The following is a 21,538-nucleotide window of genomic DNA, read 5'->3' on the forward strand; positions in this document are numbered from 1 at the left end:
GGCGTCCTATTCGGTGGGCTCGGGTTGTTCCGGCGCCAGTGCCTGGGCTTGCATCCAGCTGGGCGGCGGCAGGCCTGCCTCCCGACGCTCGTTCATCTCACGCACTTGCTGCGCGAAGGTTTCCTGGTAGTCCTCACCCAGCAGGGCAAGCTCCTTCTCGTAGGTGCTCAGGCCTGACTCGATGCGCAGCACCGCTTCCTTCACCTCCTTGAGCCCGTCGATGGCCAGGCGGCCGGCGCCGATCCATTCGCAGTTGCACCACGAAGCGCGCGCCTCGTAGAAGCCACGGGTGGCTTTGCGGGGCAGCGTCAGCAAGCGCCGCTGCAGGGCCTCCTCGAAGGCCAGCACGAACAGGTGCGTGGCGAAGCGCGCGGCGATGACCTTGCGGCGCCCCATGTAGTAGCGCCAACCCTCCATCATCGAAGCGCGGGCGCTGCTGTAGGTGCTCTGCCGGTAGTCGCGGGCGAAGGGTTCATAAGGCAGGTTCAAGCCCGCCGCCATCCAGCGCAGGATGCTCGACTCGAAGTCGGCGAAGCCGTTGTCGACGTTGCCGCTGGTCTGCAGGTGCAGCTTCTCACCGGGCCACAGGTGCGGGATCTTCACACCGTTCATGGAAAGCTTGCTGCCGCTGTTGAAGCTGTTCACCGCCATCATGTACTTGGCGATTTTCTCGACGCTCTCATCGCCAGCGCCGATCAGCTCCAGGGCGGCCTCGTTGCCCAGCTCGCTCTCGATGGTCGCCGCATACATGGCGTTTACGATGGCGTTCTGCAGCTTGGTGTGCTGCAACTTGGGCAGCATGTGGCTTTGCTCCAGCACCGTAAGGAACTGGTTGGCACCACGGGCCTGGCCGTCCTCGCTGGGCTCGAACACGTGGATGAACTTGATGCGCCCGTTGGCCGCCTCGCGTTCGACCCTGCGCCACTCCCCGCCGAAGCCGGTACCGAGGCCCAGACCACCCGAAGCCAGCTGGCGAATGTGGTAGGCGATCGCCACACCGTTACGGTCGAACTCGACGCCAGCGCGCATGGTGGCAGTGTCGGAGCGGTCGCCAGGGTTGCCGATGCGCTTGGGGCTGACCATCCGCACAGCGGTACGCATCGGCGTGCCGCGGCGCTCGACCCATTCAGCCGCTGCCGAGACCTCACCGAGTTTCGTGTGGGTACCGACTGCCTCGCGCACCATCATGGTGGCAGTGCGTTTGCGCTCCACATCGAGCCAGCAGCCAACTGGGTCTTCAGCGAACTCGTACCACCAGGCCTCGACATCCTGCGCGAATGCGCGGGCGTCAGCATCGGTGATGCCGAGCAAACGCCAGCGGGGCTTGTAGCTAAGGCGGAACAGGTGGCCAACGATGTTATCGATGTGCATCTGCACGCCGTTGGCGGCAAAAGCGTTGTTACGGGTTACGTCCTCAGCCCGCGCGTTACCCAGCTTGAGGTTGGGCAGCAACGCGGCGTCTATCGTCTGCAGGCGCGGCTGCCAGCGTTCCAACTGGCCCCCGAAACCAACACCAGCACCCTGCCAGGTACTGAGCTGCTCGCGGGCTGGCAACCCATTGGGCGCCAGGATCTGAACCTTGCTCATGCGATCACACGTGCCGGACGGCGGCGACCTTGCGAGCCACCGCCGAGCTGGGCCTCCAGTTGGGCGATGTAGTTCTCAAGGTCACGGCGATTGGTCTGCTGAAACCAGACGATCTTGCCGTCACGCTGCACGCTCACTGTGCTTTTGCCAGTAACGAGCAGGTGCAGCGCTTCGCGTGCCTCATTGAGTTGCTGCAGGGTGGCCATCAGTCGTCTCCGTTCATCATCCGGCCGAGGTCGGCCAGGCTGACTGCCGGCTTGGCAGCAGCGGGTTGAATTGCACTTGGCTCTGCGGTAACTGGCACCTGTTCGTCTGCCTCGGCCAGCAGGTCGGCCTGCATCAAGCGGGCCTCGATGTCGTCCCAGTCCTGAGGCTTCTTCAGGTGCAAGCGCATGTAGCGCGCCAGGTGAATCTGGTACTGCTCGCAGTCCAGTGCTTCGTTTGCCGCGCCAGCCTTCTTCTGGTAGACCTTCTTGCCGCCATGCTTGCGGCTGGGCGCCTTGACCTCGGCCAGTAGCTGGTCGAAGTAGTCCGCGCGAACACCCTTGTAGGCATGCATGCGGCCTGGGCCACTGCCCGCCAGCTTCAGGCGCTCGAAGAGCAGGTCTTTCGCTTTGGTGCCGCCGACCATGTACACCTGCAGGCCGTAGCGCGAGGCTTTGGTACTGGTGGTGTTCAGGTCGATCTTGCGCGGCGCCGTGAGGATCTCGGCATCGACATTGGTGCTGCCCTTGATGGCCAGCAGTTTGGCGAAGCGCTTTTTGCGCGTACGCACGTAGTGATACACGGCGTCGTTGGTTTGCCCGTCCGACGAGTCGATGCTGGCCGCACTGACATGCAGCCGGTAACCCTTCGTGTGCGCGTAGGAGCCGAACAGAATGCGGTCCAGCTCCGTCCATACCGGGTCGGTTTTGTCCGAGGTGCCGCTCTGCGCGGCGATCTCAGTCCACAGCACCAGCCAACTTTCCTCACCACGACCCCAGGCCCGCAGGATCAAGGCAATGCGGTCGTGCTGGACGTCGACGGTGAGGAACAGGATCAGGCCGCCCCCGGGCACCACCAGTTCGCGGTACTCCTCGCAGCGCTCCCGCAGCTTGTCGGCTTCGGGCAGATCGCTGCGGTACTCGTAAGGCCGCCCCTGCTTCTGGTTGACGAACTTGATCAGCTGCTTCGGGTCACCGGCATCGGCCAGCTTTTCCGCGGCAAGCTGTTCGCGCACCAGGTCAGCCAGCGAGGTGCCCGGCAGGCAGGCGTAGAGCTCGCTGAGTTCCATGAACCCGGCTTTGCCATAGAACGGGGCCGTAGCAACCCAGCCGCACATCGGGTCACCCCGCTCGACAGCCTCATACACCGTGCGGCGGATGTTCTCTTTGCGCTGGTTGTCGTCCCACATCTCCCCGCAGTGGGGGCATCCGTACTTCGCCGTTTCCGGCTTGGCGTAGCCGTAGACCTCATGCGGCACGTCGCCTTTATCCGGGTCGCCGCTCAGGTAGCTGATGTGCTCGAAGTCCAGCACGTGAGCTTCGCCACAGCCGTGGCAGTAGATCGGCAGCACACGCTGGTCGGTTTGCTTCAGGCGCTGCTCAGTTTTCGACAGCCCCTTGAGCGAAGGCGTACCGCCGACGACGGTTTTCGATCCGGGGTAGCGCTTCACGCGCTCCTCGAGCAGGCCGATTGCATCACCCTGCCCCTTCACGTCGTCGCTGGTATCGTCCGGCTCCTCCACCACGGCCAGGCCGACGCTCGACGTCGACTTCACGTTACCGGGCGAGTTGGACGCAACCAGTTTGAGGAAGCCGCCCGGGAAGCCCTTGTGGTTCCAACGGTTGCCGGACTTCTTCGCGGTCTCCACGTCAACCAGTCGGCCAACCGCTTCGTTCGCGCGAATGGCCGGCACCAGCTTCTCGTCGTGGAAAGCCTTGCCGTCGCCTTCTTTGGCGAACAGCACCATGATCGGCATTGGCCGACCTGTGATGCGCTTGAACAGCACGGCGATCATGAAGTACGTCCAGCCGATCTGGGCGGCCTTCATGAGGTCGATTTCCTTGACGTCGGGATGGTCTAGCGCCGCGGCTACGCCCAGGAAGTACGGGGTGTAGTAGAACTCGTAGAGACCGTGCAGCACGCCGGCTTCGGCCGGCAGGTAGAACTCGTTCTCGATGTACTCAGCTGTCGGCTGATCCTTGGGGGGATTGAATTGCTGGGCCGCGTCCAGCAATACGACGGCCAAGTTTATCCGCATAGCCGCCAATTCGGCTGATTGTAGATCCAGCAATGCGGTTCACCCCGTCGCGGTCGACCGTCACCTGATGCTCGGCCTCGATCTGCTGGACGATCTTTTCGACACCGCCCTGATACTCACGGTTGGCGAAGCCTGCCCAGTCCTTCAAAGCCGACGCAGCGTCTGCGGCCGGTACCAACGTTCCCAGTTTCTCGTGATAGGTCAGCCGCCCATTGGCAGCCTTAACCGTGGATTCTTCGATGCGCGCGTGGTTGAGCTGCTCGACCTGGCTGCCGCCACGCCCTGCTGCCTTCTCGCGCAGGTCGCGGATGTAGGCGGTGCGGATCTCGTCGAGGGTCGACTCGCTCCAATCGATGCCCAGCGCCTTGAGCACGTCGCGGCAGTTGCGCTCGCTCATGTCCAGATGCTGAGCAATCTCTTTCTGTGAAGGCATGACCAACTCCAAAGCACCGGAATAGACAGGCCCGGAAGCGGAACCCCCTATACACCCGTCTATCTGCAAAAAGATCGCGGTCTACGCCTCCGCATGGCGAAGAGGTGCCAGGAAGGACCCGCACTCACTGGCCCCCACCCCGCCGCCGCTCAACCCCTGACCACACGGGCTCATCAGGGCGCAGCACGCCGGCGAGGTTGCCGCCCGCTCGCCAGATGGCCCAGGCGAACACCGCTACCAACACCACCAGCGGCCAGGCTGCAGGCTGCACCACCAGGTCGCCACGCAGGATGTGGATCACCGCAACCCCGGCGCAGACCATCACCAGCCAGGCGCCACACGACTTAAGCCGGCTGAAGCGCAAAGCGCCCCGCCGGAACGTGAACAGCCGAATGAAGATGGCGCCGCACAGCATCAGCAGCGCGTGGGTCAGGATCACACTAGCCATCGATTCCCCCAGGGGCCGACGGCGCCACGCGCTTTCTGATCGCGGCCATCGTCAGGCCAACGACCAGCGCAGCAGCGGCGAACGCAGCAGGCCCGGAATAGGTGAATGGGCGGATGCCCCACAGCTCAAGCTCACCGAGAGCCGGGCTGAACTGGTAGCCCATCACCAGGCTGACCAGAAACAACAGCACCCGAGGAAGGACCTTCAAGTCAGGACGAGCGATCACGAACACCAGCGCACCGCACAGCGCACCGGTCGCCGCGTTGCCATCCACGCCGGCCATGAAGCCGGAGATGCAGATGCCAACGCCTGCTGCGCACACCGCCAGCCCGGTCAGTGGCTCGCTCATAAACCCTCCCAGGCGGCCAAGGGCCAGAATAAAAAACCCGCGTGCCGCGGGAACGGCTGCCGCCCCTGCCACGGTAGCGTCAGCCAGAAAAGACAAAGCCCCGCAAGGCGGGGCTCTGAATCCGAGTCGGGTCTCGGGTTGTGCGACACAGCACGTGGCGCTCTGTTGCTCGCTAGGCGTACCTATCGAATCGTGGTGACTTTTTACCCCCCGAGTGACAAACCGAAAACCCCCGTTTATGGGTTATCCCAGCCGGCGCCCTTCGGAGCCTTGCCGGCGCCTTATGGAGCCGAGTCGCCCGACGAGCGGTCAGCCTTCAACTCAAGGCCACGCCCACGGTGGGCCGCATCCGCCTGCTTCAACGATGCCCGGCGCACACGGTCGCCATCCCGGCGCGACTCCCGCCGCATCACCGCCAGCTTACCCTGGCGTTCCAGTAGCCCGGCCTGCAGGCGCTCATGCAGCACGCCTACCTGCCGGTAGTACGCCCGGCGCCCTGCATCGCCGCGCCCCAGCTCCAGCGCATCCACCTGCTCGGCGATGGTCAGCCGGGGTTCGTTGCGATACCGCGCATAGGCCAACCGCACCAGCGCGCTGCCGCCCTCCAGCCGCTCGATGGCGTACAGCACCTGGTTCACCTCAGCCGCTGCGTAATCCGGCCCGGCGCCGGCAACCAGCAGCTTCGCGCCATACACCCCGCCACGCGGCGCACAGCCGGCGAACTCGACGATGGTGCCCATGGTGCTGGGCAAACCGCCCCCCAGGCCGTTCTGGGCCAGCTGATCGCCCCAATGCATCAACAGCGTCTCGATAGCCTCGATCATTGCCCGTCCCTCGCGCCAAAACCGCAACCCAACACAAAAACCGCCAACCCTACACACACCCAACACACTAAAACTTCAATAAAAACAAAGGCTTTAGAGCATCTGTGTAAGGTGTGTAAGGTGTGTAAGGTTTTCAGAGCCTCGCGTAAGGAAAATTTCGAAGGGTTCGGGGCAGCCAGAGAGGTGATGCAGCGTGCAATTTTTTTTCGCACACGCGCGCGCACGCGCTTAAACCTTACACACCTTACACACTCGTCTGTAACCCGCGTGGTTACTGGGCTGAAAGTGTGTAAGGTTGCAAAAACAAGCCTACACAGTGCCAACACACCCAACACACTTTTAGGCGTAGTCATGCTGCAGCCGCCTTGACGTGGTCCCACGCCTCCACATGCCAGCCGCACAGCTTCGCCTTGGCCCGCCACGCCTCTACATGCGCCCCAAGCGCGGCCGCCTGCATGGATGGTGGCAGGAAGGCTGACTCATCCCTCGGTATCAAAAACGCCGCAAACCGTCGCGTGCTGCCCTCCGTCCACGGGATCGCCCGCGTCTTGTCCACACCCAGCGTCTCGATGAACAGGCTGAACTTCGTCTGGCTCATCCGGTGCTCACCATTGCGCTGGCACCACTCCACGAACATCGCGTACAGATCAGAGCTCAGGCACCCGCCCCACAACCCATCGCCCAGCTCGCCCAAGCGCCACAGGTTGGCGAACGTCTGCCACGGCGCCCTGCTCAATGCCACCAGGCGTTCGCGTGCCGGCGTCACGGGCGGCTTGGTCTGCTGGTCGAAGTCGCCCAGGTCATACGCCAACAGCCACGCATAAAGCGCCTCGACGCCACCGTTGGCCAGCTCCTGCTTGATCGCCATCTGCCGAGCCGCAGGCAGCTTCTCCTCCGGCCACATCACCAGAAACCGGCGGTCGCTGTCGCTGATCGGCCACGGCACGATCTCGTTCGAGAGAAACACCGCATTCATGTGGCTGGCTTCCTCCCAACCGTTCACGAACTTGCTCTCAATGCGCACCGTCTGCCCGGTGATCAACTGCTTGATCTTGCCCACCTGGTTGTACTTCTGATCGCGGCTCACAACCTCCTCGAACACCGCCCACAGCTTGCCGCTCTGCCAGGCGTTGAACGACCCCTCAAGCTGAGTCTGCCCCACCGTCGCCGAGTACTGCCCGTACAGCATCCCCATCACCACCGAAAACAGCAGGCTCTTGCCCGAGCCCTCAGTGGTCGAATGCATCAGCACCGCCGTGTCCATCTTTGCCCCGCTGTGCTGCAGCGGGTACGCCAACCAGCGGCACAACCAATCCGTTGCATCCTCGGCGTGGTTGCACAGAAAGCTGATCAGCCAGATCAGGTTCTCGCACTTCGCATCATTGCGCTCAGGCGTCAGCGGCAAGCCCTCATAGGTGTTGATATACACCTCGGGGTCATGGCTCATCGTCGGGTCAAACACGATATGGTTCATATCCACCACACGCCGATCCGGGCTGTTCAGCCACAGGCTGTAGGCATCGCCCAGGGCCATCTTCACCGCGCCCTCAGCCACGCGCCGTTTCTTCGCGTAGTCCCACACGTCCTTCGTGCCGTCGATGTACACATAGCGCGTCAGCATCGGCATCTTCAGATCGCCAACCGCCTTGCCCGCCAGTGCCTGGGCACGCTCGATTTCCTTAACCCAATCCTCGCTGACCGTCTTCTTGCGCTTCGGGTCGGTCTCAGCATCCCACTGCTTGAACAGCTCTTTGCCGATCAGCGCCTGAAACGCGGCCTTCTTGATCCGCTTGCCGTTATCCACGTCCCAGGCCTGCGTGGTGCCGACGATCAGCGCGAAGCGACGGAGCAGGCCCTGGATATGAAAGCCACCCCCCGCCCCCCCGGTGGTGCTGCTGCCGGCCGGCGCGCCGCAATCCGAATCGGTAGGGGGCGGGGGAAGGTCGCCCGACTCATCGGCCGGGCTGGCGGCGTTATCAGCAGCCGCAGGCTTGCCACCCACCTCGCCCTTCGCCGCTGGCGGCGTGCCGCCTGATACCTTCTTGCGCTGGCTCGCATGGTCGATGCCCAGCGCCTTGGCGGCTGCCTTGGTCGCCGCCTTCTGATCGCCGTCATGCTCGAGCAGGCAGAACACATCGAACGCATCGTTCATATGCCCATTCGCCAGCGGGTCGGCACCGTGATGCGAATACACCTTGCCGTCGACCACCGTCACACCCGCCAGGCCCGTGGTGCTACCCGGGTAAAGCCACTTCTTGCCGCGCCGCTTGTAGCCATGCGCCGCCAGCAGCTGCTCGACGTCGTTCGCCTGATTGTAGGCGCCCACCACGTCAGTGCTACCGCTTGCGCCAGAGGGCGCCGGCCGGGTCGGCTTCGCCTTGGGCGCTGGGCGCTCTTTCGGCGCCGGCGCCCACTCACAGGCGCCCTGCCCCAGCGGCTTGAAGATTTCCCAGTTGTTCCAGATGCTCAGCAGCTCGCGCGGCAGCTCCGGCAGGCCATCCGCCGAGGGCGGCGTACGCCAGAAATACGGCTGGCCCGTGTCCGGGTGGATCGACGGCGGCAATACATCCTGCACCAGGCCACCGCGCAGCTCGAACACCGTCACCGGTGCCAGCTTCTTCTGCTTCGCCCGCATTTCAGTGGCCAGCGCGGCATTGCCGGTGGCCTCGGCTTGCTTCAGCGTCGCAGTGGCCAGCTTGTGCTTGCTGCCGTCCGGGTCATCGGGGTTTGGCCATACCAGGGAATGCCGGCTCAGCTCCACGCCCTCCGGCACGCGGAACATCAGGCGGAAGCGCGCCGGGTTGCCCACCAGCGTCGGGTACACCGCCGCCAGGTCATCGAGGTTCAGGTCGAGCACATGCAGCAGCACATGCCGCGTGTACTCCACATGGTCGACGTCCAGCGAACACACACGGCTCGGCCCCAGCACCACGCCCATGTTGTGATTGGGGTTCTTCGTCCAGAAGTCTTCGGCCTTGTCGGCATCGGTGAAGTAGCCGCCCGGCTTGTTCCAGTCCTTTATCGAAGGTCCTTTCCCACCTGGCGGGATAGGAACCAGGCACATGCCATGCACCTGAATGTATTCACGGGCGCGAACGCTTATAGGTTTATCGTTTTCAGGAATCATGCGGCGGCCGCCTTAGCCACTAGGCGATAGTCCTTTTCCACTACGCCCGGGCCACTACCCACAACGCACGATTGCACCCAAACTCGCCGCCCTTCGCCAAGGTGACGAATATGCCCCCGGCGCAGGTGCAAACGAGGCGAGGCATGTGTGCCGCCAAGCGCCGCGCCATTGCAGCGCTCATTCGGCAACCCCAAGCAGAGAGTCTTGAAGGAATACAGCGGCACATTGCCCTTTGCCACCCGCTTGGCATTCAGCCTTTGAGGCGCAGGATTGTCGATGGCCTGAACGTTGACGCATTGCAGCAAATTGAAAACCGTTGCAGCCAAAGCCCAGCGCGCCATGAGAACTCCACTAGGCTCCGTCTTGCTGGAAGTTTCGAAAATAAGCGCCCCGGCTTCGTTCCGCCACCCGCGAATTGGTTCGCCAGTTATCCACCCACCCCCGCGCACCTTCTCGGCTGGGATGACATAGAAGCCATCAGCGTCGAAACTTTCAACGCACAGAAGCAAGCCAGCCTTACGAACATGCTCAAGCTCATAAGTAAACTCAAGCGCCGTGACCGGATAAGGCGGCTTGAGAATTTGCCAATGCTCAGGCTTACCGGGAGGAATGTCGCAGAAAGCGCCTAGATGAAAGACCACTGCGCCTTGAATACCTTGCAAGGCCCAATCACACCATTCAGGTGTTTGGCGCTGACGCACAGACTCAATCCACTCATGCAACATGCTGTGATCAGCCATGATCGACCGCCCTCCATGCGTTGGCGGCCTGCCAGTAGGCCTGCAGGGCAACCTTCATGCCTTCCCAATCGCGCATCGCGTGCAGTTCACGCAGGCGCTGGGCGGCACGGTTCACTTTGGCGCGCAGATGGGCGCGCAGGGCTGGGCGGTTCATACATCACCTCCAGACTTCTTGCCTTGAGAGGTGATGGCCGCATCGATAGCTTCGCGTTGAATCTCCAACGCCTGTGGTGTGCCCTGATTCCACTCACCGCTGTAGCGGACGCCCGGATATCGCTTGTCACCCATAAAGCCTTCTTCGACATAGACCTCGAAGTTGTCATGCGGAAGGAGCTCGCATACGACCTTGCGCCATTTATCGAGCATGAAATCGAGGCGCGCGGCGTCAGGCATGCTCCCCGCCCCGGGCTGCTGCGCGGAAAGGCCGGCGACGATGCGCTCGTGCTGGGAGACGGTCATGAGACGCTCGCCGTAGCTCACGCCGCCGTCTGTAGGCGGGAATGGCGCTACGTGATCGACCGCTTGGTTGTAGCGATTAATCCAGGCATACCCGATAGGCTCCACCTCTTCCACAGCCGATCCAGCAGCCAGCAGGCCTGCGCTGATCTTCTCCACCTCCCTGTCGATGGGTGCCTGAACGAAGTCAGGAATCGAGCCTGGCCCGGTTGGTGGCACCAGCCCGGTAACGCCCGAAATCATGCCCACCAGTGCGTCAGTGACGATCTGGCGCAGCTCATCATTGTTCGTGCTCATCGCCGCACCTCCATCAACCCCTGGCACGCCACGCAAAAACGGCAACCCGGCACTGCTTGGCGCCGGGCTTCGGGAATGTCGTCACCACAGCTGGCGCACTCGGTCGCGCTTTCGCCCTGGTAAACCACACGGTTGTCGATGGCCTGTTGCAGGCGCTCTTGCTGCGCCGCCTCTGCCATTTCCAGTACGCGCTCATCCATCGTGGCGATCCTCCCCGGCCAGCATCGCCTGCTCGGCGCCGGCGATGATCCCGAGAATCTTGCGAATCACCTGATGCCCGGTGTGTCTCAGCGCGTCCACCTCGTCCGGCTTCCAGCGGTTGTCGGCGCCGCCGTCGTGCAGGCTGCCGACGAACTCAGCCTGGCGCTGCATCATCTTCGCCAAGGCCTCCAGCGCATCATTGGTAGCGGTTACCGCCATCGGCTTGAACCACACCACACCGGCCGGGCGATTCAGGGCGTCCAACAGGCGCGGGTCTTGGGTCAGGCGGATGATGTCTTCCAACTCGTCCGGGTTCGGCCAGCGGCGTTCCTCGGTTGGGTTGAGCTTCTTCTGCAGGGTGTCGTAGCCCGTCGCCGGGTCCAACAGCATATCGGTGGCCAGGGCGCCAATGCCGCCCCGATGGTCACGCCCGGCGCGATAAAGCGCATGGCGCAAAGAGAGCACCGGGCCAGCGCCCGGCAGTAGATCAAGTCGGCTCATACCTACCCCAAGCCGGCCCCCGGCGGGGCCGGCTGTTGTGTGCTGTGTCTGCCGAGCTGGGCAGTCAGAGTTGCCCCGCTCGACCCCGGCCGCACCAGGGGTCAGAGCCCCCGGCGCGGTTACTACCTAAAACCGCCGTTTAACGACATAGCCAGAGCACCAGGGCTTCCCCTACTATTCCGGCTACGGCGACTCGATGCTTCACGTGCTGTGTCGGCATCGAGCGTCGTGCGCCTGGCGAGAGGTCAGAGCCTCGCCAGGTACCGCCCGCCTGTGTGTCAGAGCTCAGGCGAGCACCCCGCCAGCCCCTTCGGGGGCTGGCACCTTCCAGGCTTTGCCGCTAAGCAGCCAGCCCGGTCAATTCCTCTTGCTGAACACCGAAGTGCTCCAGAACTTCCATCAGGCTGACATTGCCCTGGCTTTCGCGTGCCAGCGCACGCAGCAGGCGAAAGCGTGGCTCTTTGCGCGCATACAGCACGTGAACCTTCATGTAGCCGATGGTCACGCCACAACGCCCGGCGTAAGCCTCCAGCGGGTTGCCTGCCGGGTCGCGCGGATTGTCGATCTTGCGGATGTAGTCTGTGAGCTTCATGTCGGGTCACCTCGGCACACATAATTACCGAACGGGTAACGAATGGCAATACCAGACAGGGAATTTACCCGGCGGGTAATTAATGGCTCAATCTCTCTTATGAGCAAATACCCCACGATCCCCGAAATACGACACGCCAACCTGCGCCGGATAATGGACGAGCAGGACATTGGCCCGGCCGAACTCGCTCGCCGACTTGGCAAATCACCGAGCCAAGTTGGGCAATTCGCCGGCCCAACTAGATTCAAGGGCATCGGCGATGACGCCGCGCGCGAACTCGAAGAGCTGCTTGGCCTGGCTCCCTACGACCTAGACAACCCAATCGTATTGCTCGGCCTGAGCACTGCCGAATCCGGTAGCTATCACACGGATGCGACCTTCCAGGCGTACACCAAGGGCAAGATACCTGTAGTAGGTGTCACAGCGGCAGGAGCTGCAATGGAAGTAATCGACCTCTACCAACCAGGCGTCGCCGAGGAATGGATAGACGCTCCGAAGAACTACACCCCTGGCTCCTTTATCCTGCGCCTGTCCGGCTTCTCTATGCAGCCTAAGTTTTGGGATGACGACCGCGTGATGATTGAGCCAGCCCTAGCCTGGTCAGTCGGCGACTTCGTATTCGCTAAGCGTCCAGCCCACGGCGACGGAACCTTCAAGAAGCTGGTAGAAGAAGATGGCCGCATGTTCCTGTTTGCGCTCAACCCAGACTTCAACCCCCGCTACATTGAAGTGACGCAGGATTGGCACATCGTAGGCAAAGCCACATTCCGGCTAGATAAACTCTAAATAAATACCCATCAGGTATTTACAAGCATTACCCAACAGCTATAGATTGATCGCGTACCCACACTCTGACCCCGGAGTACGCGATGCAACAGACACAGCACACATCCGCCCAGGTGCTCCTGCACCCGGCATGCACCACCAACCCGGACGCCGTCCGCGCTGTTCAGCAGGCCACTGGCCGCTTTGTAGTGCTCGTAGGCGGCCGCCCCACGCTGAAGCAGCCCCAAACCCTGCCCGCCTTCGAGGACTTCGGGCCTTGGGGAGGTGCAGCATGAGCCGCGACCACATCACCATCGCCTGGCACCACTTCCTGCTTGCGCTTGAACATTCGCTGCGCTCGACGCGTACAGCCCTCTACGACTTCTCGGTCGAGTCCAACCGCTACCACGCCCTGGGCATGCTTACGGGCGCCTTGAATCTGGAAGCCATCGACTCCCAGCAGTACGAACGCCTGGCCGCGCTGATGAACAACGCCGCCGCCCTGCGACGCGAAGAACTGATCGGCAATATGCCCCTGCACAGCCATCGCGCCCTGCGCGTTCTCACCAGGAGGGAGCGCGCAGCATGACCTACACCCTGACCCAGCAGTCCCTCCACGGGCTGCGCCGCGCTCTCACCACGCCCATGTCTATGCAGGCCACGCTCCACCTTGAGCGCCCCGCCTCACGCGTTGCAGTCATGCTTGAGCTTGAGCAAGTCGCGGACAAGCTGGCAGTCAGCATCGTGCTGGGCCATCACCGCTCGACAATCCGCCTGCAGGCCAACGACCCGGCCAATTCCGCCCACATCTGCGAGCAGATCGAAGCCATCGCCAACGGCACAGCCGACACCGCCGAAACCGGCGCGATCGGCACCCCGACTGCCCCGGCACGCGAGCCCTTCGCCCTCGATACAAAGGACGAAGCCAGCCTGCGCCACCTGGTGCGCATGGGCGGCACTCGCCACTTGCAGTGCGGCGTATCGATCACCGTGCACAACACGCTGCAATCCATGCAGCGCGACGCGCTGGTGACAACACAGGTCGGCACGGCGCACCTGCAAGCCGGCACACCGCGCGAGCTGTACGTGGTCGCCGCCAAGCACATCGAAGCCGCGTTCAACGCAGCCTGAGGGCCACGCCATGAACCGCACCGTTAAAGAGGCTGCCCAGGTACTGGGCATCGCCGAGAGCCAGCTACGCGCCCACCTGCGCAGCATCAACGCCCTCAACCGCGACGGCACCCTGGCAGCCCGCCACATCGGCGGCGGCAAGCTGTTCATGGACCCGCGCGTGACCGAGCCAAAACGCCTTGGCATCCGCAAGCACTACGCCGTGCTCATGGTCACCGAGGCCGGCATCGACTGGCTGGCCAAACAGCTCGGCATCGAAATCACCGAAGTACCCGCAAAGGACAGCGCCGCATGAACAAGCCCAACCCAATCGCCGACGCCATCGGCGTCGTCAAGCTGGTCAGCCTGCACCACGCCAACCCGGGCACCGTCAGCGCCGCCACCGTGCGCGACGCCGCAGACGAATGCATCGAGCGCCTGCAGGGCATTCCGCCCCAGGCCCTGGAGCTGGCCGCACTGTACTGCGCGCTGTTCGCCCTGCTGCCGCGTCGCTGGCTGCCCTACGTGACCCTCACCGGCGACACCGAGCGCCCGTTCGGCGCGGTGATTACCGACGAGGCCGGCAACATCGCCGCCACCACCATCGGCAAGAGCGGCGAAGGCGTCACCGCGATCATCGCCGCCAAGCTCAGCCACCCCTTGGCGGGGTGCGGGGAGGTGGCGCAGTGAAGACAACGCTGCAACTGCTGCAAGAACGCTGGAAGGTCAACAGCCTGCCGCTGTACGTCGTGCGGCGGAAGTACTTGAAGAGCATTGAAACTGAAAAGCACCTCCGCGAACTGATTCGCTCAGGCGCGATCCAGCTGCCCACGTTCAAGCTCTACGACTCGCGCCGTGCGCCGCTGCATGTGCGCCTGGCCGACCTCGCCGCCTACCTCGACGCCCGCGCCGAGCAAGCGGCTTAACCCCCGCGCCCGGCGGTACCGGGCAACTCTCTGACAAACGAGGCACAGCACATGAAACCTACCGATACCAGCAAGTTCATCCAGGACCTCAACGCCGGCGTGTTCGCCGATCAGCTCGGCCGCGCTCTTTCCGACGTCGCCGCGGGCTGCATCGATCACGGCAAGGAAGGCCAGGTAATCATCACCCTCAAGCTCAAGCAGATCGCGCAGACCAACCAGGTGAACATCACCCACAAGCTGGACTTCGTGCAGCCCACCAAACGCGGCAAGAAGCGCGAGGACACCACCCTCGACACCCCCATGTACGTCACCCCGGCCGGCCTGCAGCTGCTCCAGACCAACCCGACCGACCAGCTCTTCAGCAAGCAAGACGCGCCCGTTCACGCGCGCAGCTGATCACCCGCAACACCGCACCACCTAACCATCCTTACTCTGACAAGGACCACAACGATGTTCGATCACAAAGCACTGGATACCCTCATCGCCCAAGCCGTCGCAGCCGCCAACGTGCGCATCGAGCACGGCGGCAGCACCCTGGCCGTTACCCCAGCGAGCTGCACGCTCACCAATCTGGAACCCTACCAGCTCGGGCGCGACCGCTTTCGCGGCACCCTGGCCACCCACTCGCTGAAAGCCTTCTCGGCCTACGTCGAGCGCCATATCGGTGGCGAGGAAGATACCGGCGCCGCAGGTTTCGTCGATCAGGACGCCATGCGCGCCACCGTCATCTTCAACCTGGGCACCCCGGACGATGCCGGCCACGGCGACGACCGCGCAACCCTCACCCTCAAGCCTACTGCCGCCTACAAGGCGCTCGGCGAGATGGTTGGCCGCTCGCTCAGCCAGCAGCAGCTGGCCGAGTTCCTCGAGGACTGGGCGCCGCACATCACCGCCAGCTCGGGCGACCAGCAGTTGAACATCGCAGCGGCCATCAACGCCGTGCGGCGCATGCAGATCAAGGCGACCTCTGAGCTGAACAGCGAAGTGGGCGACCTGAGCAACCGTCGCAGCGCGATGGAGGATATCGAAGCGCGCAGCCTCGAAACCCTGCCGACCACCTTCGTGTTCAGCACCAAGCCCTACGACCCGCTGAGCGTCGCCGACATCACCCTGCGCCTGTCGGTGATCACCGGCGACAAGGCTCCGGTGCTGAAGCTGCGTTGGGTCGGCCAGGAAGCTCAGCAAGAAGCCTTCGCCGAAGAGTTCCAGCAGGTGCTCACCGACGAAATTGGCGGCCTCCTGCCGCTCACCATCGGCACCTACCAGCAAGGCAACTAAGCCCCAACTCCCTGCGCCAGAGACTCTGACCCCTGGCGCAGGGCACCAACCAATCGGAGACACAGCACATGACCATTTCACTCATCACCATCGGCGTTATCGCCGCCCTGGCAATCATCGCCCTGCTCGGCCTGTCCTGGCTGGCTTACGCCAATGCAGAAACCGCCCGCACCAATGGCTATGACCAAGGCTACGGCGACGCCAAAACCGCCTTCACCGAGTACACCACCAGCCTCGAGGAACAACTCACCAGCTCGGTCGGCCGGCTCGCCAAGGCCAACCGCGATATCGAAGCCCAGCTGCAGGACGCCGACCGCCGCATCGCCATCTACGCCGGCCGCAGCTACACCCGCGACGAGCTCATCACCATCCGCCGCGCCGCCAAACAGCTCAAGCTGGCAGCCCTGACCTACAACCAACTCACCACCAGCCAGGTGCTGGAGCTGAGCAACCAGGCGCGCCACGCCCTCACCGTATGCGGCGAACTGGAGCTGCTCGCCCAGCGCATCGAGGATCAGCTCGAAGGCACCACCCCGACCGCACTGCCCAATACCCAGCAAGAAGCAGAAGCCGCCCTGCGTGAAGCGGCTGCCTTCGCCGCTGGCGTACCCAACGGCAAAAGCTGGCTCGTCTACGGCCCCGAACGCTGCGGCAAAACCACCAACGCCCAGGCCATCGCCGACGCCCTCGGTCTGACAGAGATCGTTGACGACTGGCAGCCAGGCGACCCCGCGCCGATCACCAAGGCCCTGGTGCTGACCAACCACCTCGGCCCCGACTTCCCGCCCTTCTACCGCCGCGCACTCTCGTATGACCAGGCCATGTCGCTGGTGGCTGCAGCCAAGGCAAAGCAGGGGGTGGCAGCATGATCAACGACACCCACTACGTGCTCGACCTGGAGACCATGGGCAACCGCCCCACCTCGGCCATCGTCGCCATCGGTTGCGTGCGCATTGAGCAAGGCGCCATCAACGGCAGCCTCTACCGCCGCGTACGCCTGGAAAGCTCCCTGCAGGCTGGCCTGCAGGTGGATGCCAGCACTATCGAATGGTGGCTGAAGCAGGAAGAGACTGCCCGCGCAGAGATATTCAACCCCGGCGGCCACACCCTGGAATGGGCGCTCGCAGACCTGGCCGCGTTCATGGGCAACAACCACCTGCACACACCAAATCCCAAGGCAATGCTGTGGGGCAACGGCAGCAGCTTCGACAACGTCATCGTCGGCAACGCCTTCGACGCCTGCGGCATCCAGCGCCCCTGGCTGTTCTGGAATGACCGCGACCTGCGCACCCTGCTGGCACTCTACCCCAAGGCCAAGGCACTGCCGTTCGAGGGCACCAAGCACCATGCCCTCGATGACGCCATGCACGAGGCCAAGCAACTGCTGATGGCACTGAATCTCCACCAGACCCTGCAGGTAGGAGCATTGGTATGAGCTGGATTCTCACCCGCAGCGGCCGGAAGTTCGACCTGGCCAACCCCACCGCCGACATGGTGGACCCGACCGATATCGCCCACAGCCTGAGCATGCAGTGCCGCTTCAACGGCCACACCCGCCACTACTACAGCGTGGCCCAACACTGTTATCTGGTGTCCGACCTGGTGCCGGCCGAGTACCGCCTGGAAGCGCTGCTGCACGACGCCACCGAAGCCTACGTGGGCGATCTGGTGCGCCCGCTCAAGGAAGGCATGCGCGAGTTCTACGAGTGCCAGAACCTTGAGTCCCTGTATGACCAAGTCGAGCGCCGTGTCTGGATCGCCATCTGCAAGCGCTTCGACCTCGACCCCATCCTGCCGGTCTGCGTGACGAACGCCGACCTGGTGGCACTGGCCACCGAAAAGCGCGACCTGATGCCCGAGCACCCGGAGCCCTGGCCGTGCCTGGCTGGCATCGAGCCCATCCCGCAATTCATCGACCCATGGCAGCCGAGCCAGGCCGCCATCCACTACCACGGCCGCCTGCTCGAACTGCTGGCCACCACTCACCGGCGGAGGGCTACAGCATGAAAATGGCCAAGCCCTCGGCCCGCGACATCGAGGCCGCTGAAGAACTGCATCAGGTGCTGCAGATGATCGACGCCCGCTTCGGCGGGCCATTCCAGAATCACGAAGCCGGCGATGACCTCGCCATGCTGCTGGACAACGGCGACAACGCCTTCGACAGCGACAACCTCCAGCACCTGCAGACGCTCTACAACCACCTGGCACGCCTGTTGCGCAACGCGCCCAACTTCTACGGGCGCGTTATCGGCGGCATGGTGTGGGTGATCATGAACGAGGCCAACCAGATCCTCGACCCCGAGTCGGATTGCATCGACCTGCACCCGCGCTTCCAGCAAATGGCAGACCGCCTGAATGCCCTGGAAGCGAAGATCGCCGCCGGCACCCTGCGCGAAGTGCCGAACGGGTATGTGCTGATGCCGCAGGCGCTGACCGCCGAGAACGGCGCCAAGGGCCTGCTGCTCGGCGAGTTCCATATCGACAGTGAACGCACCTGCGATCAATGCGAGATCGACGAACCCGACGAGAACTGCGAAGTGTGTCGCGGCGAGACCGAGTACACCCAACGAATCCCTGTGCCATGGGACACGACCAAGGAAATCTACGCCAAGGCCGTGGCCGGCTTGGCCCTCCCTCCTGAGCGCCTTACGATCCCATCCCATGCAGTCGTTACTGAATCACCACCCTGCAAAGGGCATTCAGTACCAATCAAGGTTGAGGTGCCCTAATGACCGCCTTCAACCCCCACCTACACCAGGCAGCGCAGCAAGCGCTGCCCTTCAACCGCGAGCTGTACGTCGACCTGTTCGCCGGTGCCGGCGGCGCGAGCAGCGGCGGCGCCCGGGTCTACCGTGATCCGGACGTGGCGATCAACCACAACCCTCTGGCCATCGCCGTGCACCGTGCCAACCACCCGAACACGCGCCACTACATCAGCGACGTTTTCGAGGTGGATCCGCTCGAAGCAACGGGCGGGCAACCAGTCGGCATCCTTTGGGCCTCGCCCGACTGCCGCCATTTCAGCCGGGCCAAGGGCGCCGCACCTCGCAGCAAGCGCGTGCGCATGCTGGCCTGGGTCATCGTCCACTGGGTCTACGTCACTCGCCCGCGCCTGATGTTCATGGAGAACGTGCCCGAGTTCACTACCTGGGGGCCGCTCGACGACACCGGCAGGCCGATCAAGGAACTGGCCGGGCGCGCCTTCGAGGCCTTCGTGGCCTGCCTCAGCACCGGCCTGGCTGCCGACCATCCCGACTTCCCCGAAATCATGGACGCGGTCGGCCAATGGGTACCCAAGGAAGCGCTGGTGCGCGGCCTCGGTGTCAACTTCGAGCACCGCATCCGCCGCGCCTCGAATACCGGCGCGCCGACCATCCGCACCCGCTGGTTCGGCATCGGCCGCACGGACGGCAAGCCAATCGTCTGGCCGGCACCGACGCACCACGAACAGCCCAAGCGCGGCCAGCAAGCCTGGCGCCAAGCAGCTGAGTGCATCGACTTCAGCGACCTTGGCACATCGATCATTGACGAACGCCTGGTGGCCAACACCAACGTGCGCGTGGCCAAAGGCTTCTGGCGTCACACCGTCATGGCCGAGCAGCCGTTCACCGTCCCACTGGATGACCAGGCCCTGGCGGCCGCCCATCTCACCGAGTTCGCCAACGCCAGCGGCCAGCGCACCTTCGCCGCTGATGAACCGCTGCGCACCCAGGTCGCCAACATCAAGGGCGGGCACTTTGCAGTGGCCTCAGCGCACTTGGCCAAGCCCCAGCAGCAGGTCACGGCCGCCATGGTCACCATGCGCAAGGGCAGCGTCGGCTCGGCGATGTTCTCACCGCTCAGTACCGCCACCACCAGCAGCGGCCACCATGCCGTGGCAGCCTGCCATTTCGAACAGGCCAACGGCGGCTTCTACCAGGGCGACGGTCGCGCAGCCTCTGCACCGATCAGCACCATCTGCGGCAAGAGCAACCAGCGCCTGGCCACTGCGTACCTGATCAAGTACTACGGTACCGGCGGCCAGTGGCAGAGCTGCAACGAACCCGCCCACACCCTGCCAACCAAGGCCCGCCTTGGCTTGGTCACCGTGCACCAGGTGCCGGCCGACCTGCTCCCGCCGCATCTGATGGAAAAGGCCAAGCTCTGTGCCCGCTTCCTCCACAAGTACCTGCCCGAGCACTTCCCTGATCAGGTAGACCTGGTGGTGCTGGGTGACTACGTGCTGGTTGATATCAGCCTGCGCATGCTCAAACCGCAGGAGCTCAAACTCGCCCAGGGCTTCGCCCCGGACTACATCATCGACCGCGGCCTATTCCTCAACGAAGCCACCGGCCAACTCGAATGGAAGCCGCTCACCATCGCCCAGCAGATCAAGCTGATCGGCAACAGCGTTTGCCCGACCGAAGCCGAAGCCCTGATCGCCGCCAACGACGCCGACATGATCGAGCTGTATCGAAAGGAGGCAGCATGAGCCTATCAATCTGCCCCCTGTCTCTTGCCGAAGCCAACGCCTTCGTTTCAAAACACCACCGGCACCACGGACCTGTGCAGGGCCATAAGTTCAGCATCGGCTTGGTTTATGGCACCGAGGTCGTTGGAGTGGCGATTATTGGCCGCCCAGTGGCGCGCCACCTAGATGACGGCCTCACCCTAGAGGTGACGCGCTGCTGCACAAATGGCATACGAAATGGTTGCTCGAAACTCTATGGCGCAGCTTGGATGGCTTCGCGGGCTATGGGGTACAGACGACTCATTACCTACGTACTTGAAACTGAGCCCGGGACCAGCCTACAAGCTAGCAACTGGCGCTTTGTCGGCAAACGCGGAGGCGGAAGCTGGAACACTCCAAGTCGCCCACGCGTTGATACGGCGAACAAAGGGCAAAAACAGTTGTGGGAGATGTCAGCATGAGCCAGCGCAAGCCCTACAACCACAAAGCCCGCCTGGCCAACTACTACCGGTCGATGCTGCGCAGTAACCACGTGGCGGTGCTCGATATCGATCACCTGGAACTACAGGTGCTCGTTGACTGGAAGCACGCCCGAGCGATCGGCAACGGCCGAGAGGCGGTTGCCACGGCAGTCACCGAAATGCCACACCGCTGGAGCCTCTACCTGGCCGCGCTGTGCCGCGACCAGCTCGGCACCGCCTACATGAAGAGCGTGGAGATTGCCCCGCAAGGCATCTACAAAGCCGCCCAACTGGCTGAAACCGTCGAAGCCTACTGCGTCGAGCTGAAGGCTGGCTGCAACCCCTACCACTTCATCGGCCTGGCCTGGCTCGCCATCCCCGCCGAAATCACCCTCACCGAAGCCCAAGCCGAGCGTGTCTTCGACGCCTTCGGCGCCTGGCGCAAGCAGTCGGAGGCAGCATGAAAGATTCAGTACCCAACCCCCTGCTGCAGGCCGCCCGCATCAGCGCCACGGCCAGCACCGGCTTCAGCTGCACCACGGCAGACGGCAAGCCAGCCCGCCTGGCCATAGTCGACAAGGCAGGTAATGTGATCGAGGCAGGCGCCGACGTGGCCTGGGCTGCGTGGCGAGTCTGCATCGAGGTGCAAGAGAACTACTGGGAAGGCATGGGCCATCTGGTGGTGCACAGCAGCCCACCCGGAGACCCTGAACTTGCAGCTAAACTGATAGGCAGAAAAGCAGCCTAATGG

30 protein-coding genes are annotated in these 21,538 nt (G+C 63.5%); 16 read left to right on the forward strand and 14 right to left on the reverse strand.

The genetic code is table 11. The features are described from left to right. Positions 1-6: 6 nt before the first annotated feature. The 14 genes from EGJ86_RS07370 to EGJ86_RS07430 form a co-directional block, all read right to left on the reverse strand. On the reverse strand, positions 7-1,587 hold the full coding sequence (locus EGJ86_RS07370) for a phage portal protein (RefSeq protein WP_125834613.1): 1,581 nt from the start codon (positions 1,585-1,587) through the stop codon (positions 7-9). Further along, positions 1,584-1,793: a gpW family head-tail joining protein gene (gene gpW, locus EGJ86_RS07375; protein WP_125834614.1), complete on the reverse strand. Its 210-nt coding sequence runs from the start codon at positions 1,791-1,793 to the stop codon at positions 1,584-1,586. The genes EGJ86_RS07370 and gpW overlap by 4 nt, the downstream gene beginning before the upstream one ends. Then, complete coding sequence (locus tag EGJ86_RS07380) at positions 1,793-3,817, reverse strand: phage terminase large subunit family protein (protein ID WP_218565879.1); 2,025 nt, start codon at positions 3,815-3,817, stop codon at positions 1,793-1,795. Before EGJ86_RS07380 ends, gpW begins: the two co-directional genes overlap by 1 nt. Continuing rightward, positions 3,753-4,262, reverse strand: coding sequence for a hypothetical protein (locus EGJ86_RS07385; RefSeq protein ID WP_125834616.1), 510 nt, complete (start codon positions 4,260-4,262; stop codon positions 3,753-3,755). Before EGJ86_RS07385 ends, EGJ86_RS07380 begins: the two co-directional genes overlap by 65 nt. Positions 4,263-4,386: 124 nt before the next feature. Next, positions 4,387-4,710, reverse strand: a complete 324-nt coding sequence (locus tag EGJ86_RS07390; protein WP_125834617.1) for a phage holin family protein — start codon at positions 4,708-4,710, stop codon at positions 4,387-4,389. Then, complete coding sequence (locus EGJ86_RS07395) at positions 4,703-5,059, reverse strand: putative holin (protein ID WP_125834618.1); 357 nt, start codon at positions 5,057-5,059, stop codon at positions 4,703-4,705. The genes EGJ86_RS07390 and EGJ86_RS07395 overlap by 8 nt, the downstream gene beginning before the upstream one ends. Positions 5,060-5,340: 281 nt before the next feature. Beyond that, the gene (locus EGJ86_RS07400; RefSeq protein WP_125834619.1) at positions 5,341-5,883 is read right to left on the reverse strand and encodes a hypothetical protein; all 543 of its coding nucleotides are present in this window, start codon (positions 5,881-5,883) and stop codon (positions 5,341-5,343) included. A gap of 349 nt (positions 5,884-6,232) precedes the next feature. Next, the gene (locus tag EGJ86_RS07405; RefSeq protein WP_125834620.1) at positions 6,233-9,010 is read right to left on the reverse strand and encodes a bifunctional DNA primase/polymerase; all 2,778 of its coding nucleotides are present in this window, start codon (positions 9,008-9,010) and stop codon (positions 6,233-6,235) included. Next, the gene (locus EGJ86_RS07410) at positions 9,007-9,750 is read right to left on the reverse strand and encodes a hypothetical protein (RefSeq protein ID WP_125834621.1); all 744 of its coding nucleotides are present in this window, start codon (positions 9,748-9,750) and stop codon (positions 9,007-9,009) included. The genes EGJ86_RS07405 and EGJ86_RS07410 overlap by 4 nt, the downstream gene beginning before the upstream one ends. Next, on the reverse strand, positions 9,743-9,904 hold the full coding sequence (locus tag EGJ86_RS24965; RefSeq protein WP_158620896.1) for a hypothetical protein: 162 nt from the start codon (positions 9,902-9,904) through the stop codon (positions 9,743-9,745). The genes EGJ86_RS07410 and EGJ86_RS24965 overlap by 8 nt, the downstream gene beginning before the upstream one ends. Next, the gene (locus EGJ86_RS07415) at positions 9,901-10,503 is read right to left on the reverse strand and encodes a hypothetical protein (RefSeq protein WP_125834622.1); all 603 of its coding nucleotides are present in this window, start codon (positions 10,501-10,503) and stop codon (positions 9,901-9,903) included. Before EGJ86_RS07415 ends, EGJ86_RS24965 begins: the two co-directional genes overlap by 4 nt. Continuing rightward, entirely contained in the window at positions 10,500-10,703 is a 204-nt protein-coding gene (locus EGJ86_RS07420) for a TraR/DksA C4-type zinc finger protein (RefSeq protein WP_125834623.1), read from the reverse strand. Before EGJ86_RS07420 ends, EGJ86_RS07415 begins: the two co-directional genes overlap by 4 nt. Then, a complete protein-coding gene (locus EGJ86_RS07425; RefSeq protein WP_125834624.1) occupies positions 10,696-11,205 on the reverse strand; it encodes a phage regulatory CII family protein in 510 nt (169 codons plus the stop codon). The genes EGJ86_RS07420 and EGJ86_RS07425 overlap by 8 nt, the downstream gene beginning before the upstream one ends. A 340-nt stretch (positions 11,206-11,545) precedes the next feature. Further along, on the reverse strand, positions 11,546-11,797 hold the full coding sequence (locus tag EGJ86_RS07430) for a hypothetical protein (protein WP_125834625.1): 252 nt from the start codon (positions 11,795-11,797) through the stop codon (positions 11,546-11,548). A 99-nt stretch (positions 11,798-11,896) separates the two neighbouring features. Here EGJ86_RS07430 and EGJ86_RS07435 point away from each other — a divergent pair, with 99 nt between their 5' ends. The 16 genes from EGJ86_RS07435 (at position 11,897) to EGJ86_RS07510 (ending at position 21,535) form a co-directional block, all read left to right on the forward strand. Beyond that, the gene (locus EGJ86_RS07435) at positions 11,897-12,583 is read left to right on the forward strand and encodes a LexA family transcriptional regulator (RefSeq protein ID WP_218565880.1); all 687 of its coding nucleotides are present in this window, start codon (positions 11,897-11,899) and stop codon (positions 12,581-12,583) included. 271 nt (positions 12,584-12,854) lie between these two features. Then, on the forward strand, positions 12,855-13,151 hold the full coding sequence (locus EGJ86_RS07445; protein ID WP_125834628.1) for a hypothetical protein: 297 nt from the start codon (positions 12,855-12,857) through the stop codon (positions 13,149-13,151). Then, positions 13,148-13,693 (forward strand): hypothetical protein, encoded by a 546-nt coding sequence (locus EGJ86_RS07450; RefSeq protein WP_125834629.1) that lies wholly within the window; start codon positions 13,148-13,150, stop codon positions 13,691-13,693. The genes EGJ86_RS07445 and EGJ86_RS07450 overlap by 4 nt, the downstream gene beginning before the upstream one ends. 10 nt (positions 13,694-13,703) lie before the next feature. Then, complete coding sequence (locus EGJ86_RS07455) at positions 13,704-13,988, forward strand: hypothetical protein (RefSeq protein ID WP_125834630.1); 285 nt, start codon at positions 13,704-13,706, stop codon at positions 13,986-13,988. Beyond that, positions 13,985-14,362 carry a hypothetical protein gene (locus EGJ86_RS24970; RefSeq protein WP_158620897.1) on the forward strand — a complete coding sequence of 126 codons (378 nt, stop codon included), beginning with the start codon at positions 13,985-13,987 and terminating at the stop codon, positions 14,360-14,362. Before EGJ86_RS07455 ends, EGJ86_RS24970 begins: the two co-directional genes overlap by 4 nt. Next, positions 14,359-14,598 (forward strand): pyocin activator PrtN family protein, encoded by a 240-nt coding sequence (locus EGJ86_RS24975; RefSeq protein WP_158620898.1) that lies wholly within the window; start codon positions 14,359-14,361, stop codon positions 14,596-14,598. The genes EGJ86_RS24970 and EGJ86_RS24975 overlap by 4 nt, the downstream gene beginning before the upstream one ends. A 51-nt stretch (positions 14,599-14,649) precedes the next feature. Continuing rightward, positions 14,650-14,994 (forward strand): hypothetical protein, encoded by a 345-nt coding sequence (locus EGJ86_RS07465; RefSeq protein ID WP_125834632.1) that lies wholly within the window; start codon positions 14,650-14,652, stop codon positions 14,992-14,994. Between the two features lie 54 nt (positions 14,995-15,048). After that, complete coding sequence (locus EGJ86_RS07470; protein ID WP_125834633.1) at positions 15,049-15,876, forward strand: DUF2303 family protein; 828 nt, start codon at positions 15,049-15,051, stop codon at positions 15,874-15,876. Between the two features lie 68 nt (positions 15,877-15,944). Beyond that, entirely contained in the window at positions 15,945-16,745 is an 801-nt protein-coding gene (locus tag EGJ86_RS25295; protein ID WP_256672372.1) for a hypothetical protein, read from the forward strand. Further along, the gene (locus EGJ86_RS07480; RefSeq protein WP_125834634.1) at positions 16,742-17,311 is read left to right on the forward strand and encodes a 3'-5' exonuclease; all 570 of its coding nucleotides are present in this window, start codon (positions 16,742-16,744) and stop codon (positions 17,309-17,311) included. Before EGJ86_RS25295 ends, EGJ86_RS07480 begins: the two co-directional genes overlap by 4 nt. Next, positions 17,308-17,883, forward strand: coding sequence for a phosphohydrolase (locus EGJ86_RS07485; protein WP_125834635.1), 576 nt, complete (start codon positions 17,308-17,310; stop codon positions 17,881-17,883). The genes EGJ86_RS07480 and EGJ86_RS07485 overlap by 4 nt, the downstream gene beginning before the upstream one ends. Next, entirely contained in the window at positions 17,880-18,605 is a 726-nt protein-coding gene (locus tag EGJ86_RS07490) for a hypothetical protein (protein ID WP_125834636.1), read from the forward strand. The genes EGJ86_RS07485 and EGJ86_RS07490 overlap by 4 nt, the downstream gene beginning before the upstream one ends. Continuing rightward, positions 18,605-20,347, forward strand: a complete 1,743-nt coding sequence (locus EGJ86_RS07495; protein ID WP_125834637.1) for a DNA cytosine methyltransferase — start codon at positions 18,605-18,607, stop codon at positions 20,345-20,347. Before EGJ86_RS07490 ends, EGJ86_RS07495 begins: the two co-directional genes overlap by 1 nt. Then, positions 20,344-20,787, forward strand: a complete 444-nt coding sequence (locus EGJ86_RS07500) for an XF1762 family protein (RefSeq protein WP_125834638.1) — start codon at positions 20,344-20,346, stop codon at positions 20,785-20,787. Before EGJ86_RS07495 ends, EGJ86_RS07500 begins: the two co-directional genes overlap by 4 nt. Beyond that, the gene (locus EGJ86_RS07505) at positions 20,784-21,251 is read left to right on the forward strand and encodes a hypothetical protein (RefSeq protein WP_125834639.1); all 468 of its coding nucleotides are present in this window, start codon (positions 20,784-20,786) and stop codon (positions 21,249-21,251) included. Before EGJ86_RS07500 ends, EGJ86_RS07505 begins: the two co-directional genes overlap by 4 nt. Then, positions 21,248-21,535: a hypothetical protein gene (locus tag EGJ86_RS07510; protein WP_125834640.1), complete on the forward strand. Its 288-nt coding sequence runs from the start codon at positions 21,248-21,250 to the stop codon at positions 21,533-21,535. Before EGJ86_RS07505 ends, EGJ86_RS07510 begins: the two co-directional genes overlap by 4 nt. Positions 21,536-21,538 lie beyond the last annotated feature (3 nt).

The sequence above is a fragment of the Pseudomonas sp. o96-267 genome (assembly GCF_003935465.1).
Taxonomy (GTDB): domain Bacteria; phylum Pseudomonadota; class Gammaproteobacteria; order Pseudomonadales; family Pseudomonadaceae; genus Aquipseudomonas; species Aquipseudomonas sediminis.

Excerpts from the sequence above, each read along its gene's own strand:
- EGJ86_RS07370 (WP_125834613.1), bottom strand. The coding sequence starts at position 1,587 with ATGAGCAAGGTTCAGATCCTGGCGCCCAATGGGTTGCCAGCCCGCGAG.
- gpW (WP_125834614.1), bottom strand. The coding sequence starts at position 1,793 with ATGGCCACCCTGCAGCAACTCAATGAGGCACGCGAAGCGCTGCACCTG.
- EGJ86_RS07385 (WP_125834616.1), bottom strand. The coding sequence starts at position 4,262 with ATGCCTTCACAGAAAGAGATTGCTCAGCATCTGGACATGAGCGAGCGC.
- EGJ86_RS07390 (WP_125834617.1), bottom strand. The coding sequence starts at position 4,710 with ATGGCTAGTGTGATCCTGACCCACGCGCTGCTGATGCTGTGCGGCGCC.
- EGJ86_RS07395 (WP_125834618.1), bottom strand. The coding sequence starts at position 5,059 with ATGAGCGAGCCACTGACCGGGCTGGCGGTGTGCGCAGCAGGCGTTGGC.
- EGJ86_RS07400 (WP_125834619.1), bottom strand. The coding sequence starts at position 5,883 with ATGATCGAGGCTATCGAGACGCTGTTGATGCATTGGGGCGATCAGCTG.
- EGJ86_RS07405 (WP_125834620.1), bottom strand. The coding sequence starts at position 9,010 with ATGATTCCTGAAAACGATAAACCTATAAGCGTTCGCGCCCGTGAATAC.
- EGJ86_RS07410 (WP_125834621.1), bottom strand. The coding sequence starts at position 9,750 with ATGGCTGATCACAGCATGTTGCATGAGTGGATTGAGTCTGTGCGTCAG.
- EGJ86_RS24965 (WP_158620896.1), bottom strand. The coding sequence starts at position 9,904 with ATGAACCGCCCAGCCCTGCGCGCCCATCTGCGCGCCAAAGTGAACCGT.
- EGJ86_RS07415 (WP_125834622.1), bottom strand. The coding sequence starts at position 10,503 with ATGAGCACGAACAATGATGAGCTGCGCCAGATCGTCACTGACGCACTG.
- EGJ86_RS07420 (WP_125834623.1), bottom strand. The coding sequence starts at position 10,703 with ATGGATGAGCGCGTACTGGAAATGGCAGAGGCGGCGCAGCAAGAGCGC.
- EGJ86_RS07425 (WP_125834624.1), bottom strand. The coding sequence starts at position 11,205 with ATGAGCCGACTTGATCTACTGCCGGGCGCTGGCCCGGTGCTCTCTTTG.
- EGJ86_RS07430 (WP_125834625.1), bottom strand. The coding sequence starts at position 11,797 with ATGAAGCTCACAGACTACATCCGCAAGATCGACAATCCGCGCGACCCG.
- EGJ86_RS07435 (WP_218565880.1), top strand. The coding sequence starts at position 11,897 with ATGAGCAAATACCCCACGATCCCCGAAATACGACACGCCAACCTGCGC.
- EGJ86_RS07445 (WP_125834628.1), top strand. The coding sequence starts at position 12,855 with ATGAGCCGCGACCACATCACCATCGCCTGGCACCACTTCCTGCTTGCG.
- EGJ86_RS07450 (WP_125834629.1), top strand. The coding sequence starts at position 13,148 with ATGACCTACACCCTGACCCAGCAGTCCCTCCACGGGCTGCGCCGCGCT.
- EGJ86_RS07455 (WP_125834630.1), top strand. The coding sequence starts at position 13,704 with ATGAACCGCACCGTTAAAGAGGCTGCCCAGGTACTGGGCATCGCCGAG.
- EGJ86_RS24970 (WP_158620897.1), top strand. The coding sequence starts at position 13,985 with ATGAACAAGCCCAACCCAATCGCCGACGCCATCGGCGTCGTCAAGCTG.
- EGJ86_RS07465 (WP_125834632.1), top strand. The coding sequence starts at position 14,650 with ATGAAACCTACCGATACCAGCAAGTTCATCCAGGACCTCAACGCCGGC.
- EGJ86_RS07470 (WP_125834633.1), top strand. The coding sequence starts at position 15,049 with ATGTTCGATCACAAAGCACTGGATACCCTCATCGCCCAAGCCGTCGCA.
- EGJ86_RS25295 (WP_256672372.1), top strand. The coding sequence starts at position 15,945 with ATGACCATTTCACTCATCACCATCGGCGTTATCGCCGCCCTGGCAATC.
- EGJ86_RS07480 (WP_125834634.1), top strand. The coding sequence starts at position 16,742 with ATGATCAACGACACCCACTACGTGCTCGACCTGGAGACCATGGGCAAC.
- EGJ86_RS07485 (WP_125834635.1), top strand. The coding sequence starts at position 17,308 with ATGAGCTGGATTCTCACCCGCAGCGGCCGGAAGTTCGACCTGGCCAAC.
- EGJ86_RS07490 (WP_125834636.1), top strand. The coding sequence starts at position 17,880 with ATGAAAATGGCCAAGCCCTCGGCCCGCGACATCGAGGCCGCTGAAGAA.
- EGJ86_RS07495 (WP_125834637.1), top strand. The coding sequence starts at position 18,605 with ATGACCGCCTTCAACCCCCACCTACACCAGGCAGCGCAGCAAGCGCTG.
- EGJ86_RS07500 (WP_125834638.1), top strand. The coding sequence starts at position 20,344 with ATGAGCCTATCAATCTGCCCCCTGTCTCTTGCCGAAGCCAACGCCTTC.
- EGJ86_RS07505 (WP_125834639.1), top strand. The coding sequence starts at position 20,784 with ATGAGCCAGCGCAAGCCCTACAACCACAAAGCCCGCCTGGCCAACTAC.
- EGJ86_RS07510 (WP_125834640.1), top strand. The coding sequence starts at position 21,248 with ATGAAAGATTCAGTACCCAACCCCCTGCTGCAGGCCGCCCGCATCAGC.